We start from the raw sequence: 17,453 nt of genomic DNA on the forward strand, positions 1-17,453 counted from the left end.
CCGGGAGCGAGCGTGAACGTTCAACCGCCGTCCTCCCCGCTACCCTCTGCGCCTGCGCCCGCCAACATCGCCTCCGGCGAGATCGCATAGAGCCTCTCCTCTCCCTGCTTTCCCCGGATCCGCACCAGCGCGGGCATCGCTTCTCCCGGGCTCCCGGCCGCGGTGAACGTCGCCTCATCCATCAGCAGACCGCCGGCCCTCGCCTGCGCCTGAATCCGAAACGCGGTGTTCACACGATCGCCGATGATGGTGAACTCCCGCCTGCCGCTCGACCCGATGCTCGCCAGGAGGACGGGCCCTGTCGAGAGCCCGAGCCGCGTCGGGAAGGCGGGCCGGCCCTGCGAGCGCTGGTGTTCGTTGAAGGCCGCGATGCTCCGCTGGATCCGCTGCGCCGCCGCGAGCGCGTCACTCGCGCCCCGGAAGAACGCGAGCATGCCGTCGCCAACGTACTTGTCGACCTCGCCCGCGTGGTCGTAGACGATCTGCGCCACCGTGGCCATGTAGAGGCTGAGATCCGCGATCAGCGGCCCAGGATCCTCGCTCTCCGAGAGCCGCACGAACTCCTCGATGTCGCTGACCAGCACCGTCAGCACCTCGCGCGCCGGCGGGCTCGGCCGGTTCGACGACACGCTCTCCTCGATGCTCTCCCACGCCCGGTCGGACAGGTAACCGCGCAGCGCCGCCTGCATCTGGCGCACCTGCGCGTAGCGCTCCTCGAGCTCCCTCCGCTGCCGCTCGAGCTCCCGGCGCTGCCGGTGCAAGAGCAGCTGCGTCCCCACCCTGGCCAGCACCTCGCGCAGCTCGAACGGCTTCGTGACGTAATCGACGCCGCCCGCGTCGAACGCCATCACCTTGTCGCCGATGCCGGTCATCGCGCTCAGGAAGATGACCGGGATGTCCGCCGTCCCGGGATCCCCCTTGAGCCGGCGGCACACCTCGTAGCCGTCCATGTGGGGCATGCTCACGTCGAGCAGGATGAGGTCCGGAGGCGCCGCCGCCGCCGACATCAGCGCCATCGCGCCGCTGATCGCCGCCCGCACCTCGTAGCCCTGCGCCGTCAGCATCGAGGTCAGGAGCGACAGGTTCGCCGGCATGTCGTCCACGATCAGGATGCTCGGGGGCTCTTCCCTGGGGCGCTCCGGCCGCGCGCCCGGGGCCGCCCCGCGGGGGGCTGGCTTTGCGTCGGTGTCCGTCATGACGGCTCCTCCTCGTCGGCGCTCGATAGCGCCAAGATGCTGTCGAAGCGATACCCCCGCGCGAGCTCGGCCACAGCCCCCGCGAGATCCGCGTCCTCCGGCCGGAACCGATCGAGCGTCGCCTGGACGGCCTTCGCGTCGAGCCGCGTCGCCGCCCGCCGGAGGTCCTTGCGGAGCGCGGCGGGCAGCCCGGCCGCCGCCCGGGCGAGGTCGACCGCCGGCGCCCCCTGGGCAGCGCCGGGCTCGGCGGCGCGCTCCTCGTACTCGAAGCGGGCCCCGAGGTGCTTCGTCAGGAGGCCGAGGATGTCCGCGTCGCGGAACGGCTTGCTCACGAAGTCGTCGCACCCCGCCTCCGCCGCGAGCGCCCGGTTCTGCTCGAACGCGCTCGCGGTCATCGCCACGACGACCGTCTCGTGCCCCCGCGCGCTCGCCTTGATGCGGCTCGCCGCCTCGTAGCCGTCGAGCAGCGGCATGCGGAGGTCGAGCAGGACGAGGTGCGGCGCCCACGTCTCCCACTGCGCCACCGCGCCGAGCCCGTTGGTCGCGCTGCGCGCCTCGACGCCCACCGAGTCGAGCAGCTTGAGCAGGCAGTGGCGCACGTCCCACCGGTCGTCGACAACGAGCACGCGGTACCTCGGCTGGCCCGGCGAGAGCCCGACGGCCCGGAGTGCCCGCGGCGTCGCGCCGCCGGCGCGCGCGTCGGGCGCGTCGGCCAGCGACAGGCGCACGTCGAAGCGGAGCGTCGTCCCGCGGCCGACCTGGCTCTCCACCCGGATGTCGCCCCCCATCATCCGCACGATGCGCCGGCTGATGTGCAGGCCGAGGCCCGTGCCCTCGCGCGACTGGCGCCCGGTCGCGGTCTGCGCGAACGCCTCGAAGAGCTCCGCGAGCTCCGCCTTGGCCATGCCCCGGCCGGTGTCCGTCACCTCGAACGACACCCGCACCCGCCCCGCCGCCGCGCCGTCGTGCGCGCCTGTCGCGCGCCGCGCCGAGGCGCGCAGCGTGACCGACCCGCGCGGCGTGAACTTCAGCGCGTTGCCGAGCAGGTTGATCAGCACCTGCCGCAGCTTCCCTTCATCGCCGTGGACGTGCCGCGGCACGTCCTGCGCCCGCTCGACCCTGAGCGTGAGGCCCCGCTTCTGGGCCTCGACCGCGAACATCTCCGAGAGCCCCGAGAGCGTGTCGTGGAGGTCGAACTCGGCGTCGACGAGCGTCATGCGGCCGGCCTCGATCTTCGCCATCTCGAGGATGTCGTTGACGAGGCCGAGCAGGTGCTCGCCGCTCTTGCAGATGACCGCGAGGTTCTCGCGGTGCCGGTCGGCGAGCGAGGGGTCGCGCTCCACGAGCTGCGCGAAGCCGAGGATCGAGTTGAGCGGGGTCCTGAGCTCGTGGCTCATGTTGGCGAGGAACGCGCTCTTCGACCGGCTCGCGGTCACGGCCTCCTCCCTCGCCCTGCGCGCCTCCTCTTCGGCCCGCCGCGCCTCGGCGAGCTCCTCGCAGAGCCGCTGCTCCGCGGCGCGGCTCACCGCGAGCTCCTGCGCCTTCCGCTCGAGCTCGAGCTCGCGGGCGTGGAGCCGCCGGCGGAGCGCCCAGAGGGCGACCAGAAGGAGGGTCCCGACGACCACGGAGGCGGAGATCCCGACGACCTGCATTCGATGTGCCCCACCCGCCTCCTGCGCGGCGGGAAAGACCGGAGCGCCGATCCCGTCGGAAGGCACCGATCAGGTTACAGGAGTTCGAGGCAGCCCGTGGGGGCCCGATCGGGCGCGCCGCGCGGCTTTGGGTGGCGGAGCGGCGCGCTCGTCAGGCAGACCACGGAATCGACGGAGCCGCGCCGCGGCAGCGCGACGCGGCGGTCGGTTCTCCCCAGCGCGTTCACGCGCTATGGCGCGCCGCCGTCCGGCTTCGCTCGCCGCGGGGGTGTGACAACCTCATCGGTCGGCGGCGGGGCGGCGTCTCCGCGCGGCGGCGGGGCGGCGTCTCCGCGCGGCGGCGGGGCGGCGTCTCCGCGCGGCGGCGGGGCGGCGTCTCCGCGCGGCGGCGCCTCGCTGTCTGCCTGCGCCGGCGGCCGCCTGGGCGCGAGCGCGGGCTGGCGGAGGCCGCGCAGCGAGGCGAGCCGATCGACGAGGACGCCGGCCTCCTCGGCCGACAGCTTGACGCGCGCGTGGAGCGCCTTGCCCTCGGCCGCGATCGCGATGCGCTCGAGCACGGCGCCGAAGCCGATGAGCCGCGTCGCGAAGTCCGCCGCGCGCGTGTCTCGCGCCGCGCGCAGCTCCGCGCCGAGCGCGGCGCAGGGGGCCTCCGCGTCGCAGAGGACGGCGGCGTGGACGGCGATCTCCGGGCCGAGCGCGACGCTGGCGCCGCCGGAGAGCAGGGACGCCGCGGGCGATCGGCTGGAGCCGCTCAGCGCGAGCTCGCGCCCGATCTCGGCGCGCTGCTCGGGCGTGAGCACCACCGTGACGCGCGCCGCCCCCTCGCCCACGGCGCGGGCGATGTCGTCGTGCGCGGCGCTCGCGCCGACGCTCGCGGCGCGGCCTTCGGCGGCGTCGATCATGGCGCGCAGGTACGCGCCCCCGCCGAGCAGGATCGGCCCCCCGGGGCGCACGGCGATCTCGCCGTGGCCCTCGGCGCTCGAGTCCCGCACCGCGCGGAAGCTGCCGATCCCGGAGACGACCGGCCGCCCGCCGCGGGCCTCGATGACCTTGGAGGCGCACGCGAGCAGCGCCTCGTCCTGCACGGCGCCGGCCGCGACCAGCCCGAAGTCGCCGCCCTCGCCCGCCGCCGGGATGGCGATCGCGACCTCGGTCAACGCGGCCACCGGGTCGAAGCCGCACACGTCGCGCACCTTGCCGAGCCCCGGGATCTCGCGCTCCTCGCGCAGGAACGAGGCGAACGCGGGCGAGGCGCGCAGGGCCGGGAGATCGAGCGTGGCGACGAGCATCGCGCCGGCGGGCACGGCGTCGAGCGCGCGCGGCGCGGCGGGGGGGCTCTCCCGCCGGCGGCCGAGGAGCCAGGCGACGCCGCCGCCGAGCAGGACCCCGACGAGCAGGAGGACGAGGCCGTCTCTGGTCCGCGGCTGCACGCGCGACCCGTTAGCACACGGCCGCGGCGGACGCCCCGGCGGGCGCGTCGCGCGTCCCGGCGGGGCGGAGGATGGCGCTGCGCAAGGGCGCGCCCGTGCGCGGCGGCTACACGCCCTTGCGCGGCGGCTACACGCCCTTGCGCGGCGGCTACACGCCCTTGCGCGGCGGCTACACGCCCTTGCGCGGCGGCGACCAGAGCGTCCCGCGGACGAGATCGAACACGGGCACGGTCACGTTGAAATTCCAGCGCTTCATGAGCCGGGGGTCATGGTGCCTGCGGTGGTGCTCGCGGAGCCGCGCGAGCCCCGGGATCCGGTACACCGGGCTGTCCGCCGGCAGGTGATACGCGAGGTGCAGCCACTCGTAGCTGACGAAGAACACCATCGCCGTCGCGAGGCCGAGCAGCGCCGCGTCCAGCGAGAACAGCGCGCCCGCCGCCGCGGCGAGCGGCAGCAGCGAGGCGAGGACGAGGAGCGCCGAGGCCGGCGGCGTCAGCACCAGCCAGAGCTCGCGGGCGCTCCGCAGCGCCATGTCGTCGGCGGTGAAGGCGAGGTGGTGCTCGCGCTCGTGCCGCTCGCACAGCGCGCCGAGCAGCGGCGCCCGCCGGTGCAGCACCGACCTGTGCGCCCACCACTCGAAGGCGAAGCCGAGCAGCAGGGTCGCCGGCACCGCGACGAGCTCGACGGCATCGACGGCGTCGAGGAGGCGCACCGCCGCCGCGAGCACGAGCGCGCCGAGCAGCGTGGGCGCCGCGAGGTGGAGCGCCGGGCGGTACCCGCGCGGGATCCGCGCCGCGATCTCCGCGCGCCGCCGCGACCGCGGCGAGGCCGGCCCGTTCACGAGCATCGAAAACTATGAATTCCAAAAAAACAGAACGCAAGCGCGGGCGAGGTCGCCGGCGAGGGGGCGTGCTCAGCTTTCCTGGCGTTCTTCCTTCTGTTCCGCCTGTTCCGCGCCGTCCCCGGGCGCGCCGCCGTCCGTCGCTGGCGCTTCCCGCTCGAACAGCCCGCCGATCGCCTCGCCGATGCGGCCGATCTTCGCGGCGAGCAGCACGACGATGAGCAGGAAAGCCGCCAGGGCGATCTCGTTGTGGGAAGCGCCGAGCACCATGCATCGACGTCTACCATGCGGCGCACACAGCGGGGGGCGACGCGCGGCGACGTCGACCTCGCGCTCGCGTCGCGGAGGTGATGTCGGCCGGGCGCTCCCAGCGCGGCAGGGGTGGAGACCTCGCCGCGCCGGCGGGCGGTCGTGGAGGGAGCTGCGCTGCGCGGCGGGAACGCGAGCGGGCCGCGATCGCGTTTGACAGCCCGCCGACGACCGTCGAGAGTCCAGTCGATGCGGGCCCCTGGGCGCTGCTCCGCCGGGCCGCCGCCACAAGATGACCGCCGTGTCCGAGCCCCGCGACGACTACGAAGCAGTGCAGGCGCGCCCGCGCGAAGGCGCCATCCTGCTGGCCGACGCGTCGGCGGACGGGGAGGCGATCGGCGCGGCGCTGCGGGGCCGGGGCTTCGAGGTGATCGCGGCGCCCATCGCCGAGCTCGAGGCGCGCCTCGCGAGCGACGCGCCGCGCGTCGTGATCGTCGACATCGACGAGCCCGGCGCGATCGAGGCGCTCGAGCGCCTCTACCTGCGGCCGGGCGGCGTCGCCGCGTCCGTGCTCCTCGTGGGGGATCCGGTCCGCTCGGCGGAGCTCGATCCCCAGCTCTTCGGGCAGGTGTTCGAGCGCCCGGTCGACACCGCCGAGCTCGCCGCGCACGTGAGCGCGGTCGCGGAGCCCGGGCGGTTCCGCGGGGAGCACGCCGTCGAGGCGCGCCTCGCGGCCGGCCTTCCGGGGCCGCTCGACAACGACGTCCCGTCGAACCCCGACTTCTCGAGCGATCTCGACCCGCTCGACGTCGGCTCGGTGCTGCCGCCCCCGGAGGAGGACGGCGACGAGGTCGGTCCGCGCCTCCTGCCGGCGCGGATCAGCCCGGAGCTCGAGGAGATCCTCGTCGCCGCCGAGCAGCGGGTCACGGCGAAGGCGCACCCGTCGAGCATCCCGGCGGCCGAGGAGGAGGTCGACCTCATGCTGTCGCCGGAGCTGCTCTCCGCGCTCGACGAGCCCCTGGATCCGGAGGAGGACGAGCCGCGGACCGGCGCGAGCGCGGCCGTCGCCCCGGTGCCCACCGGGTTGCCCTCGCAGCCGAGGACGAGCTCCGAGCCGTACGGCGTCGCGCCCGCTCCGCAGCCGGCGGCCACCCGCGCCGAGCACACAGGGCCCGGCGACTCCCTCGTCGAGCTCGCGGAGCCGGGCGACGAGCACGAGGACGACCGCGCCTCCGAGCCCGCGTTCGACGGGGCGCACGCGACGAAGCGCGCAGGCCCCGAGCTCGCGGCGCTCTCGCTCGGCAGGGAGGCGCACCTGCACGGCAGGGAGGAGCGCGATCACGGCGGTCCCGCGCGCCGGAGCGGCGGCCGCGACGCCGCGCCGCCGACCCCGCGCGACGCGAGCCGGCCCTACGCCTTCGCGTCGCCGCCGCCGCGCCCCGAGCCCGCGTGGGATCGGTCGCCATCGCCCGCGCCGCGAGAGGAGCCCGCGTGGGACCGCGCCGGCCCTGCGCGCGGCGGCGAGGATGTCGACTGGGCGCGCGCTCCGTCGGGCCGCGTCGAGCCGAGCCTGCGCCAGCGCATCACCGAGCCGCCGCCGCCCCGGTCGCGCGAGGCCCGCGACGCCCGCGCGCCTGGCTTTCCGCCGCCGCCGTCTCCGGGCGTCGCGTTCGTTTCGCCTCCCTCGGTCGAGGTGAGGACCGCGCTGTTGCCGTCGGTCGGAAGGGCCGAGCCCGAGCCGCTGCCGCCCGTGCCGTCCCCGGCCCGCTCCGCCCCGGCGGGGCGCGCCGCGGCGCCTCCTGGCGGGCCCGTCCCGGCGAGCGCGGGCGCCGGCTCGCTCGGGCGCGGCCTCCTGGCGCCGAGCCCGCCTGCCGCGCCGAGCACGGCCGCGTTCGGCCGCGGGCCCCTGCCAGCTCCGCCGTCCATGGCCATCTCCGGCGCGGCCCTGCGTGGGCCCGCGCCGCCTGCGCTGCCGCTCGTGCCGCCCGCGCCCGCCACGGTCACCGCGGCCGGGCTCGGCCGCGCCATGGCGCTTGAGCCGATCGACGAGGCGCCGAGCTCCGGCGGGGCCTCCTCGGCCACGGTGCTCGGCCCGGGCGACGCGCCGCGCGCGCTGGCCCGCGCGGTGGGCAGCCGCTCCTCCGGCGCCCTCGCGATCACGACCGAGGAGGGCGCGCGGCGCATCGTCCTGCACGAGGGCGATCTCGTCACCGCCGGCTCGAGCATCCCCGAGGAGACGCTGCTCGCCTTCCTGGTCGGGCGCGGCGACCTCGAGCGCGAGGTCGCGGCGCGGCTCGCGGGCAAGCTCCCCGCCTCGGGCCGGCACGCCGGCGCGGCGCTCATCGCGCATGGCCACCTCGGCCAGGACGACCTCTGGCCGGTGCTGCGCGCGCACGCCGAGTGGGTCATCGGCCACGTCGTGCTCGTCGAGGCCGGCACGTGCGACCTCGAGCCCGAGCCGCCGGGCCGCCTCAAGGCGGAGCCGAACGTCTTCGGCGGCGCCACCGGCGCCGAGGTCTTCGTCGAGACGATCCGCCGCGTGATCGCCCCCGAGGTCGCCCTGCGCCGCCTCGGCGGCCCGGGGGCGCGCCTCGACGACGGCGTCCGGCGCAACCTGCTCGGCGAGTGCGCGCTGCGGCGCGAGGAGGAGGAGCTCGTGCGCACCGCGCGCGGCCGCAGCGTCGGCGAGCTCGTGAGCGTGGCGGAGCCCGAGAACGCGAGCGTGCTCTACGCGCTCGTCTGCCTGGAGGTGCTCGACGTCCTCATCCCGCCGTCGATCACCGAGGCGCCGCCCCCGCCGGTGGAGGATCCGCTCGACGAGGAGGCGATCCGGCAGCGCGTCCGGGCGCGGCTCGCGCTGGTGGAGGACGGGGACTATTTCTCGATCCTCGGCATCCCGCGCGACGCGACGAACTACGAGATCCGCCGCGCGTACCTCGCGCTGAGGAAGGCCTTCGAGCCCTCCACCCTGCTCACCGCCGCGACCGTGGACCTGCTCGACGACGTGCGGCTCGTCATCGAGGTGCTCGACGAGGCCTACGAGATCCTGCGCGAGCCGCACAGGCGCGAGCGGTACCGGCGGGCGATCGAGGCGGGGCCGCCGTAGCGGGGACCGGGGCAGCGCGCGCTCCGTACGGCGCGCGGCGGGCACGGTTGATGAAGGCCGGCGCGGCTGTGCAATGCTCGCTCTCTCCCGGACCGACGGCGCCGGCGGCGCTGCGCGCGGGCGGGCCGACGCGCTCCGGTCGATCGGCCGCGGCGGCGCTGATCGCCGCCCTCGTGCTCGCCCCGGGGTGCGTCCGCGAGGCGGCGAAGGAGGCGACCCACGGCACGCTCGAGGCGCTCGATCGCAGCGCGCAGGACCGGGCCGGGCCCGCCGGAGGATCGGCCGAGAGGCCGGCCGAAGGCGCGCGCGAGCGCGAGAGGCCGCTCGTGGGGGCCATCGTCCACGACGCGGTCCGGGCCGGCGCGGCGGAGATCGGGCGGCAGGCCGGGGGCCTGGAGCCGGTCATCGCGCAGACGAGCGAGGCGGTCAGCAGCGCTGTGGTCGAGGGCGCCCTCCAGCACGACCGGGCGCTCGTCACCCTCGTCGAGCAGGGCACGGGCGCTGCGGCGAGGGCCGCGGCGCGCGAGGGGACGGCAGAGCTCATGGAGCAGCTCGCCGGGTGCCCCGCCGGCGACCCGGGCTGCTCGAGCGTCGCGATCGAGCGCGCGAGCCGCGCCGCCGCCACGGGCTTCGCGGACGGCCTGGGGAGGGCGATCCAGCCCTGGATCATCGGCCTCGCGTTCGGCGGGGGGTTCCTGCTCGCCGCGCTGCTCGCCGTCGCCGTCGCGGTCGTCACGCGGCGGCACGAGCGCTCCGCCGCGCACTGACGGGCGCGCGCGTCGCCGGGGTCGATCGAGGGCAAGGATGTCGCCCGCAGGCCCTGGAGCGAAGGCGGCCCTTTCGACAGCCGCCTGCGCGCAGCTAGAGGTCCGCCCTTTGCAAGCGCCGGCACCGCAGGAGGCATCATGTCCAAGGCGAGCGAGTTCATCGAAGCCCTGCGTCGGCTCGAGGAGAGCGGCGACGTCGAGCCCATGGCGCGGCTGTTCGCGCCCGACGCCGAGCTCAGCAATTCGACGATCTCGAGGCCGCTCCACGGCCCCGACGGCGCCCGCAACTTCTGGCGCAGCTACCGGCACACCTTCGGCGAGGTGCGGTCCGAGTTCCGGTGCGTCGTCGAGTCGGACGAGGCCGCCATCCTCGAGTGGACGAGCCGTGGAAAGCTATTCCATGGAGGGGAGTTCTCGTACGACGGCGTGAGCGTCATCGAGCACCCGGCCGGCGCCATCAGGAGATTCAAGGCGTACTTCGATCCGAGGGCCCTCGGGCTTCAGCTGGAGCACGCGGCGTAGCGCCGCGCTTCAGCTGGAGCACGCGGCGTAGCGCCGCGTGCCAGCCCGCGCGATCGCGTCCACCACGACCTCGCCCTGCTCGACGCCCACGAGCGCCGCCGACCCTTCCTCGAGCTGGCCGCGCAGGATGAGCTCCGCGAGCGGCGCCTCGACGAGGCGCGCGATCGTGCGCTTCATCGGCCGGGCGCCGAGCTCCGGGTCGAAGCCCCCGGCGTCGAGCAGCGCGTCGATCGCCTCGGGCTCGACCTCGAGCTCCACGCCGCGCGCCTCGAGCTCGCGCTCCAGGCCGCCGAGCAGCCGCCGCGTGATCTCGGCGACGTCCGCCCGCGTGAGCGGCGCGAAGCAGAGGACCTCGTCGATGCGGTTGTAGAGCTCGGGCGGGAGCGCGGCGCGGGTCGCGGCGAGCATCGCCTCGCCGAGGCGCTCGGGCGACACGGCCGCGGAGGCGCGGGCGAAGCCCACGGAGCGCTCGGACCGGAGCGCGCCGGCCTCCGCCGCGCCGAGGTTCGAGGTCATCACGAGGACCGTGTTCGTGAAGTCCACCCGCCGGCCTCGGCCGTCGGTCAGGCGGCCCTCGTCGAAGACCTGGAGGAACGCCTCGAGCACGTCGCGGTGCGCCTTCTCGATCTCGTCGAGCAGCACCACCTGGTACGGCCTCCGCCGCACCGCCTCGGTGAGCTGGCCGCCCGCCTCGTGGCCGACGTAGCCGGGCGGCGCGCCGACGAGGCGCGCGACCGCGTGCGACTCCGCGTACTCGGAGAAATCCAGCCGCGTCATCGCGTCGGGCGAGTGGAACAGCGCCTCGGCGATCGCCTTCGCCGTCTCCGTCTTGCCCACGCCGGTCGGCCCCAGCAGCAGGAACGACCCGATCGGGCGGCGCGCGCGCAGGCCGGCCGCGTTCCGGCGGAGCACCCGCGCGATGCGCGCCAGCGCCTCGCCGTGACCGACGACGTTCTCGGCGAGCAGCGCCTCCAGCGAGAGCATCCGCTCGCGGTCGGTCTCGAGCAGCCGCTCGACCGGCAGATCGGCGAGCTCGGAGACCACCTCGGCGACCTCGGCGGGGCCCACCTGCCGCGCGGGCTGCGCAGGTTCACGGAGCGCCGCGCGCGACGCGCGCGACGCCGACGACGCGCGCCGCCGCGTGCGCGCGCCCGCGAGGTCGAGGATCGAGAGCGCCTTGTCGGGCAGCGCGCGCCCGGGCAGGTAGCGCACGGACCAGGCGACGGCCGAGGCCAGCGCCTCGTCCGTGAACGCGAGCCCGTGGTGCGCGCCGAGCCCGACCGCGACGCTCTGGAGTAGCAGGAACGCCTCGTCCTCCTCGGGCTCGTCGATCTCGACGATCGTGAAGCGCCGCGCGAGCGCCGGGTCGACCTCGATGCTCTTCCTGTACTCCTCGGGCGTGGCGGTGCCGATCAGCGTGAGCTCGCCGCGGGCGAGTGCGAGCTTGATCTCGGCCATCGCCTCGTCGAGCGCGCCGCTGCCGAAGAGCTCCGACAGGCCGTCGATGAACAGGATGACCCGCCCGCCCGCCTCGCGGAGCTCGGACCGGAGCGCGGACAGGCGCTCGCTCAGCGCGCCGCGCGCGCCGGTGCCGGCGAGGAGCTCCGAGGGCACGAGCTCGACCACGACGCGCGGCTCCCGCTCGTCGAACGCGAGCCGGTGCGCCACGCCGCGCGCGACGGAGGTCTTGCCGACGCCCGCCGGGCCGAGGAGGCAGGGGTTGTTCGCGTGGCGCTTGGCCAGGACGTCGAGCGCCTGCTCGATCTCGTGCTCGCGGCCGACGATCGGCTCGAGCTCCCCCTGCACCGCCGCGAGCGAGAGGTTGTGCCCGAGCGAGGCGAGGGCCGGGAAGCGCGCGCGGTCGAGGGTGAAGCGCGCCGCGAGGGCGGCGCTCGCGGCGGCGCTCGTGGCGGTCGGCGGCGCGAGCGGCGGGAACGGCCGCCCCGGCGCGGGCGCGGCGGGGGAGGCGGCGGAAGCGGGGGCAGGGGAGGCCGAGGACGCCGGGGAGGGGGTGGGCGTGAGGGCGATCGGCTCGGCGGAGATCAGCGCGTCGGCTCCGGCCGGGGCCGCGGCGGGGCGGGGGCGCCCCGGCGGGAACAGCGGCGTCGGCGGGAACAGCGGCACCGTGACGCCCGGGCCGGCGCCCTTGGCGGGCCGTGACTCCGGCGCGCCGGCGCCCCTGGCGGGCCGCAGCTCCGGGATACCGACGCCGGCGCCCTTGGCAGGCCGCAGCTCCGGGACGGCGACGCCTGCGCCCTTGGCGGGCCGCAGCTCCTGGGACGTGCGCGGCGAGCGCGGCGTGCGCGCCGGATCGGCGGCCTCGCCGCGGGCGCGGCGCGCCGTGGTCGCCGCGGCCGGCGCGGGCGGCGTCTCCGGCGCGCCGCCGTCGTGGAGCAGCCGCGCGGGCGTCCGCCGCGCCTGCACCACGCCGAGCGCGATCTGGAGCGCCGCGGTCCGCAGCCGCGCCAGGTCGACCCCCGACTGGGTGAGCGCGCGGTGCGCGGCCGAGCTCCGGTCGGACAGGAGCGCGAGCAGCAGGTGGAGCGCCGCGGGCTCCTTCGCGGTCGCTCGCTTCGCGACGTCGCGCGCGCCCCCCATCGCCCGGCCGATCGGGTCGGGGCCCTCGTCGTCGACCGAGCGGGTCGCCTTGAGCAGGGCCTCGTCGTCGAGCCGCCGATCGCGGAGCAGATCCGCGGCGGGGCCTCCGCTCAGGGCGATGGCCGCGAGGAGGTGCACGCTCGACAGGCGCTCCTTGCGCTGGGCGGCGAGGTCCTGCGCGAGCTTGCGCAGCGTGACGAGCTCGGCGTGGGAGCGAGGGCTGGTCATCCTTGCAGAGGTCTCCGGGCTCGGGGTTCGCACGCCGGGCGAAGGCGGGCCAAGTTTCGGAGGCCGGCGGCCGCGTGCCGCGTCACTGAGGGATCACGTCCTCGGTCTCGCAGACGGGCGTGGCGGCGGCGAACCCCTCGGCGCAACCGAGGCGCACCGCGCGCAGCTGCGAGGCGGACGAGCTCGACGCCCGCTCCGCCCACGCGATCAGGAGCCCGCGGCCGCGCTGCGCGAGCATCGACAGGCTGCCTTCGACCTTCCCTCCCAGGAAAAGGGTGGTCATCCAGGTCAACGTGCCCTCCGCGTCGAGGCGGCGGAGCACGATCCGGTCCTTGCCGCGCGTGTTCGTCTCGACGACCGCGACCACCAGGTCTCCGTCCACCTGCTCGGCGGCCAGCGATTCCGCGACGGGCGTGGAGCACGAGGGGACGGTGATGGGCGGCAGCGCGACCTCCCCCGAAGGGGTCATGCGCGCGACGCGCAGCGCGCCCGGCGCGTCCTCGAGCGGCGCGAGGGTCCAGGCGAGCCACGCGCCGTCCGGGCGGGGGGCCATGCGGAGGCGCGCGACCGGCGCGGCCTCGTGGATTGCCTCCTTCGAGGCCATCGCGCTGCCATTGTAGCCGATGCTGATGCCGTCTGCGGAGTACCGCCCCAGGTAAATGGTCGTCGCCGGTCCGACGCCCGGAAACCTGACGTCGCAGAGGGGCCCCTTGGGCTTCCAATCGGTGGGCGCGCCCAGCGCCGTCGAGCGGATAGAGCTGTGCCGCCGCGAAGGCATCGCCCGGGATGGCCTGGTGTTTTGCGTCCAGCACCAGCGCCGGCTCGCTGAAGGCGGGCGGCTGCGCCGACCAGGGATCCAGGGTGACGCGCTGGAGTCCCCGATCCCCCGTCGGGGTCGCCGCCGAGGTGTAGAGATAGACCGGCGCGTCCTTGGCCCCGAGGACCCACTGAGGATCGAGCAGGTCTGTGCCCGGCTGCGCGAGGCTCAGCGAGGGCCCCGCGGGCGCGAGGGCGCTGCAGGCGGCTGCCTCGCCGGCGCCGGAGGCCACGGGCGGCTCCTCCACCGAGAGCGCGCCGGGCAGCTCGTCTGGAACCGCCGCGCACGCCGCGAGCGCAGGGAGAGCGAAGAGCGCCAGCCATGTCCCACATCGCATCCGGTACCTCCGAGGTGATGCTCGAGGCTGTGTGGCCGCACCTCGTCGCCGCCATCACCCGTTTTTCGGGACCGGGAGGGCGCTCTGGCCCCACGGCCGGATGGCGTCCGGGGCGCAGGGCCGCTTCACCCCGTACTCCGGCCGCTCTGCCGCGCGCGGTCGCGCTGTGGTCAGAGCCCCGCGGCGAGGAACCGGGCGAGGAAGCCGCGGGTGCCGGCGTTGCCGAGGGAGTTGCACACCGGCGAGGCGGCGCCGATCGGGCAGTCGACGTCGCGGTCGTAGGACCAGTAGTGGACGCCGGCGAGGCCCTGGGACCTGGCGAAGGCGGCGGTCTCGTCGACGTCGGTCAGCGTGTAGAGCTCGCCGCGGACGTCGTTGCCGCCGATCATCGGGGTGAGCTCGATGTTGGCGTAGGGCACGCCGAAGTGATCGTGCAGGTTGTACGCGGCCTGGATCGCCGACTGCCCCATGTCGCACTGGCCGCCGGACACGACGCACACACCGGGACCGGGCGAGCCGTAGTTCATGGTCATCAGGTTGACGGTGACGTAGCTGGGCCAGGTCGCCGCGCTGCCGTCGAAGCCGAAGACGTCGGCGACCGCGGCCATGGCGGTGTCGCCGACGACGTTGAGGCTCGAGCCGATGTTGCTGCCGAGGGAGCGCGCCGTCGACGCGCCCTCGTTGTTGGCGAGGGTCGCCAGGGTCAGGCTGAAGCGCAGGTTCGGGTACGCGGCGTGCGCGGTCTCGAGGCGCTGCACCAGCGCCGCGATCACCTGGGGCGACTGGCTGGCCTCGATGTCGAGGTCGACGCCGATGAGGCGCGGTCCGGCCCAGCGATCGAGGAAGGCCGCAAAGCCGGCGTCGGAGCCGCAGGTGAACGAGCCCGCCGCGCCGCCGGTCGACAGGATGTAGCCGACGCCGGCGGCCTCGAGCACCGGGACGTTGGCGGCGGCCATCGCCGCGCCGGGCACGTCGCCCCAGCGCTCGTTGCCGCACTCGCCGGTGGCGAAGGCCAGGCTGACGACGTTGCCGCCGGCGGCGCTGAGGTCGTCGGCGAACACGGTCTGGGTCCCCGACACCTTCGTGGAGATCACGCTGGTGTCCCAGTTCATGTTGACGCTGGTGTCCTTGTAGGGGCCGAACAGGAGCGCGCCGTTCCCATCGCCGCCGCCGTTGCCGGTGTCGTCGCCGCCGCACGCGGAGGCGAAGCTCGCCGCGGCGAGCAGGGAGAGGAGGAGGGTGCAGCTCTTCATCGGGTCCTCGTGAAGGGGCTTCGGGTTCGAGCCCAGGTTTGTACGAGGATAGAGCTCTGCCCCCGCGCGGGAGGGGCATGCGGCAGAGGACGACGCTGACGACGCGCCACCCTCGCTCAGAGTATCGAGCTCCAGTAGGCTGGTGCGCGCGCCGCAAGCCAGGAGCGCAAAGGCGGGGACGAGGGCGAGCGCGCCGCGCCGAGGTCCGCGACGAGCGCCGGCGAGCCGTTCGATCTATGGGAACACCGCCTCGACCTCGGCCAACTCGGGGTAGGTGAACGTGACGGTCTCTTCAATCGGCGTCGATCCGTCGTACGCGTATGCCTTGAGCGTATAGCTGCCCGGCGCGGCGTCTACGGGCCGCGCGCACATCGCGGGGCACAGCTCGCCCGCCTGAGCCGCGGGGCACCCCGCCTCCATGGCGTCGACGCTCTCGAAGATGACGCCGTTCCAGGTGAACGTCAGCTCGCCTTGAGGCGGGAGCGGCTTATAGCCAGCGTCGAGGCAATCTGCGGGGCAGATCGGGGTCCCGTCGTCGCACAGCGGCCTCGCCAGGTTCTTCGGGGCCTCGGCGCCGCTCGACGAGGTCACGATCCACGTCGAGATGCACTGGGTGTCGCCGACCAGGAGCTCGGTCGCCCCTGTGTTTCGGAAGCGGATCGTCACGGGCGTGGCCGTCCCCGAAACGCCGGGCTCGCACGCGCTCGATCCCCCTCCGCCCGCGCCTCCGGCACCGCCTTGCCCGCCCGCGCCTCCGACACCGCCTTGCCCGCCCGCACCTCCGACACCGCCTTGCCCGCCCGCGCCTCCGACACCGCCTTGCCCGCCCGCGCCTCCAGCATTGCTGCTCGTTTGCCCCTCGTCGCCGCACGCGGCGAGGCCGAGGACGCTCGCGGCGATGCAACCCATCGCCAACGTTCGCATCTGTGCAAGTCCATTCATGGGCCTGAGACACTCCAATTCCCTGCGCATGATCGTTCGCCTCCTCGCGATGCACTTCGGCTTGGCACCAGACATGCCACTGGGACGGGCATTCAAGCAGACCAGCGCTGGTCGACGCGGCTTGGTCGGAGGACGCGGATTCTCGTGTGGCGGGCGCGGGCGCGGTTCGGCCGCGGGCCGCGCGACGTGGATCAAGGGCCGACGTCCACGGCCTCGAGGCCGTAGCCCCAGGAGCAGAGCGCGCGGTCGCAGCCTGCTCGACGCGCCATCGAACGCGAGCAGCGAGCCGGGCACGTTGACCGGCGCCCGCACCACCGGCGCGGACGGGTCCGCGACGTCGATGCGATCGAGATAGAAGCGCGCCCTGGAGGGATCGTCGGGCAGCGGCGTCCAGCGCGAGACGAACACCGTGGTGCCGTGGATCTGAAGGCCCGTGTGGCCAGCGCCGTCCGGGAGCGCCAGCGAGCTGTGCCGCGGGTTCAGCGGGTCGGAGAGGTCGAGCAGATCGAGCCACGCCTCGTGAGGCGGCCGGTCCTCCTCGAAAGTGTAGTAGCCGTCATCGCTGACGCCACGGATCACGAGGGTGCCGCCGGCCTGAACCACGGTGTCGCCCGCGGACACGAGAGCGCCGGACGGATTCGCGTACAGCGCGCCGGGGCTGAAGGGCAGATCGCGCTGGGCGACCACGCGCGGCGCGGACGGGTCCCCGACATCGACGATCGCGAGGCGGGTGGACGCGTAGTCCCCTGTCTGCGCGAGCACGTAGACGTGCTGTCCGTGCGCGAAGAGGCGGGCATTGCCGAGGTAGTGCTGGCAGCCGGGGGCATCCGTGTACAGCGCCGCGCCGTCGAGCCTGGCGATCGGCTCGGCGAGGCCCGGGTTCGCGGCCGACGCGATCTCGAGCCAGGCGCCGCCCCCCGTATTCACGTCTGCGCCGATGCGGACCACGAGGTCGCCGACCGCGACCGCGCTGTTGGCGAGCATCGCGAGCGCGATACCGGCGACCTTGGCCGGGGCGCCGCGATCGTCGATGCCGAAGGCCTCGACGCCCAGGTCGGAGACGGCGACGAGCCGCTCCCCGCTGGCGAGGGCGCGCCGCGCCCGTCCGCGCGTGGCGGCGAAGCCGCGCTTCGAGAGGGTGTCGCGCGTGAAATCGATGAGCTGGACGCCGATCGTGACGGGATCGCAGTCGGGAAACGACGCGTCGAAGCGCCGTTCACTGTAGGGTACGGCGAGGGTGCCGAGGCCGTCGAAGAACGCGAACGCTTCATCGATGCGGTCGCGTTCCTCGGCGACGCGCGCCCATTTGCCGCCGAAGGCGACGCGCTCCAGCATCGTGGGGTTCGCGAGATTGGAGACGTCGAGGAGCGAGACGGCAGGCTGACGAAGCGGAGCACGCCGTCGTGCTCATCCACCTGCCAGGGGCTCTCGATCTGGCCGGTCACGTCGACGCGCGCGCCCTCGACGAGGGCGCCGCTGGGGTCGGAGATGTCGACGACCTGGATGGTGGCGCGC

General features: G+C 75.1%; 12 protein-coding genes. 3 read left to right on the forward strand and 9 right to left on the reverse strand.

Annotation, left to right across the window (positions count from 1 at the left end; genetic code table 11):
• Positions 1-20 precede the first annotated feature (20 nt).
• The 5 genes from WMF12_RS44060 to WMF12_RS44080 form a co-directional block, all read right to left on the reverse strand.
• Positions 21-1,196, reverse strand: a complete 1,176-nt coding sequence (locus tag WMF12_RS44060; protein ID WP_437854682.1) for a response regulator — start codon at positions 1,194-1,196, stop codon at positions 21-23.
• Positions 1,193-2,848, reverse strand: a complete 1,656-nt coding sequence (locus tag WMF12_RS44065; protein ID WP_437854683.1) for an ATP-binding protein — start codon at positions 2,846-2,848, stop codon at positions 1,193-1,195. Before WMF12_RS44065 ends, WMF12_RS44060 begins: the two co-directional genes overlap by 4 nt.
• A gap of 230 nt (positions 2,849-3,078) precedes the next feature.
• Positions 3,079-4,278 (reverse strand): hypothetical protein, encoded by a 1,200-nt coding sequence (locus tag WMF12_RS44070; RefSeq protein ID WP_437854684.1) that lies wholly within the window; start codon positions 4,276-4,278, stop codon positions 3,079-3,081.
• 169 nt (positions 4,279-4,447) lie between these two features.
• Entirely contained in the window at positions 4,448-5,125 is a 678-nt protein-coding gene (locus WMF12_RS44075) for a sterol desaturase family protein (protein ID WP_437854685.1), read from the reverse strand.
• Positions 5,126-5,191: 66 nt separating this feature from the next.
• Positions 5,192-5,389 carry a hypothetical protein gene (locus WMF12_RS44080; protein WP_437854687.1) on the reverse strand — a complete coding sequence of 66 codons (198 nt, stop codon included), beginning with the start codon at positions 5,387-5,389 and terminating at the stop codon, positions 5,192-5,194.
• Positions 5,390-5,669: 280 nt separating this feature from the next.
• On the opposite strand from WMF12_RS44080, the gene WMF12_RS44085 reads away from it, so the two are divergent.
• The 3 genes from WMF12_RS44085 to WMF12_RS44095 all read left to right on the forward strand — a co-directional run bounded on the left by WMF12_RS44085 (position 5,670) and on the right by WMF12_RS44095 (position 9,763).
• Positions 5,670-8,474, forward strand: a complete 2,805-nt coding sequence (locus tag WMF12_RS44085) for a DUF4388 domain-containing protein (RefSeq protein ID WP_437854688.1) — start codon at positions 5,670-5,672, stop codon at positions 8,472-8,474.
• Positions 8,475-8,542: 68 nt separating this feature from the next.
• Positions 8,543-9,241, forward strand: coding sequence for a hypothetical protein (locus WMF12_RS44090; protein ID WP_437854689.1), 699 nt, complete (start codon positions 8,543-8,545; stop codon positions 9,239-9,241).
• Between the two features lie 138 nt (positions 9,242-9,379).
• On the forward strand, positions 9,380-9,763 hold the full coding sequence (locus WMF12_RS44095; protein WP_437854690.1) for a nuclear transport factor 2 family protein: 384 nt from the start codon (positions 9,380-9,382) through the stop codon (positions 9,761-9,763).
• A 9-nt stretch (positions 9,764-9,772) separates the two neighbouring features.
• On the opposite strand, the gene WMF12_RS44100 is transcribed toward WMF12_RS44095, so the two are convergent.
• The 4 genes from WMF12_RS44100 to WMF12_RS44115 form a co-directional block, all read right to left on the reverse strand.
• Positions 9,773-12,589, reverse strand: a complete 2,817-nt coding sequence (locus tag WMF12_RS44100; protein WP_437854691.1) for an AAA family ATPase — start codon at positions 12,587-12,589, stop codon at positions 9,773-9,775.
• Positions 12,590-12,671: 82 nt separating this feature from the next.
• Positions 12,672-13,367, reverse strand: coding sequence for a hypothetical protein (locus WMF12_RS44105; protein WP_437854692.1), 696 nt, complete (start codon positions 13,365-13,367; stop codon positions 12,672-12,674).
• 546 nt (positions 13,368-13,913) lie between these two features.
• Positions 13,914-14,996 carry a glycosyl hydrolase gene (locus WMF12_RS44110; RefSeq protein ID WP_437854693.1) on the reverse strand — a complete coding sequence of 361 codons (1,083 nt, stop codon included), beginning with the start codon at positions 14,994-14,996 and terminating at the stop codon, positions 13,914-13,916.
• A 234-nt stretch (positions 14,997-15,230) separates the two neighbouring features.
• A complete protein-coding gene (locus WMF12_RS44115; protein ID WP_437854694.1) occupies positions 15,231-17,273 on the reverse strand; it encodes a hypothetical protein in 2,043 nt (680 codons plus the stop codon).
• Between the last annotated feature and the right edge of the window lie 180 nt (positions 17,274-17,453).

The sequence above is a fragment of the Sorangium sp. So ce363 genome (assembly GCF_051520435.1).
Classification (GTDB): domain Bacteria; phylum Myxococcota_A; class Polyangia; order Polyangiales; family Polyangiaceae; genus Sorangium; species Sorangium cellulosum_B.

Bases quoted from the DNA above. Each gene is read 5' to 3' on its own strand.
- WMF12_RS44060 (WP_437854682.1), bottom strand. From the start codon at position 1,196: ATGACGGACACCGACGCAAAGCCAGCCCCCCGCGGGGCGGCCCCGGGC.
- WMF12_RS44065 (WP_437854683.1), bottom strand. From the start codon at position 2,848: ATGCAGGTCGTCGGGATCTCCGCCTCCGTGGTCGTCGGGACCCTCCTT.
- WMF12_RS44075 (WP_437854685.1), bottom strand. From the start codon at position 5,125: ATGCTCGTGAACGGGCCGGCCTCGCCGCGGTCGCGGCGGCGCGCGGAG.
- WMF12_RS44080 (WP_437854687.1), bottom strand. From the start codon at position 5,389: ATGGTGCTCGGCGCTTCCCACAACGAGATCGCCCTGGCGGCTTTCCTG.
- WMF12_RS44095 (WP_437854690.1), top strand. From the start codon at position 9,380: ATGTCCAAGGCGAGCGAGTTCATCGAAGCCCTGCGTCGGCTCGAGGAG.
- WMF12_RS44100 (WP_437854691.1), bottom strand. From the start codon at position 12,589: ATGACCAGCCCTCGCTCCCACGCCGAGCTCGTCACGCTGCGCAAGCTC.
- WMF12_RS44105 (WP_437854692.1), bottom strand. From the start codon at position 13,367: ATGCCTTCGCGGCGGCACAGCTCTATCCGCTCGACGGCGCTGGGCGCG.
- WMF12_RS44110 (WP_437854693.1), bottom strand. From the start codon at position 14,996: ATGAAGAGCTGCACCCTCCTCCTCTCCCTGCTCGCCGCGGCGAGCTTC.
- WMF12_RS44115 (WP_437854694.1), bottom strand. From the start codon at position 17,273: ATGCTGGAGCGCGTCGCCTTCGGCGGCAAATGGGCGCGCGTCGCCGAG.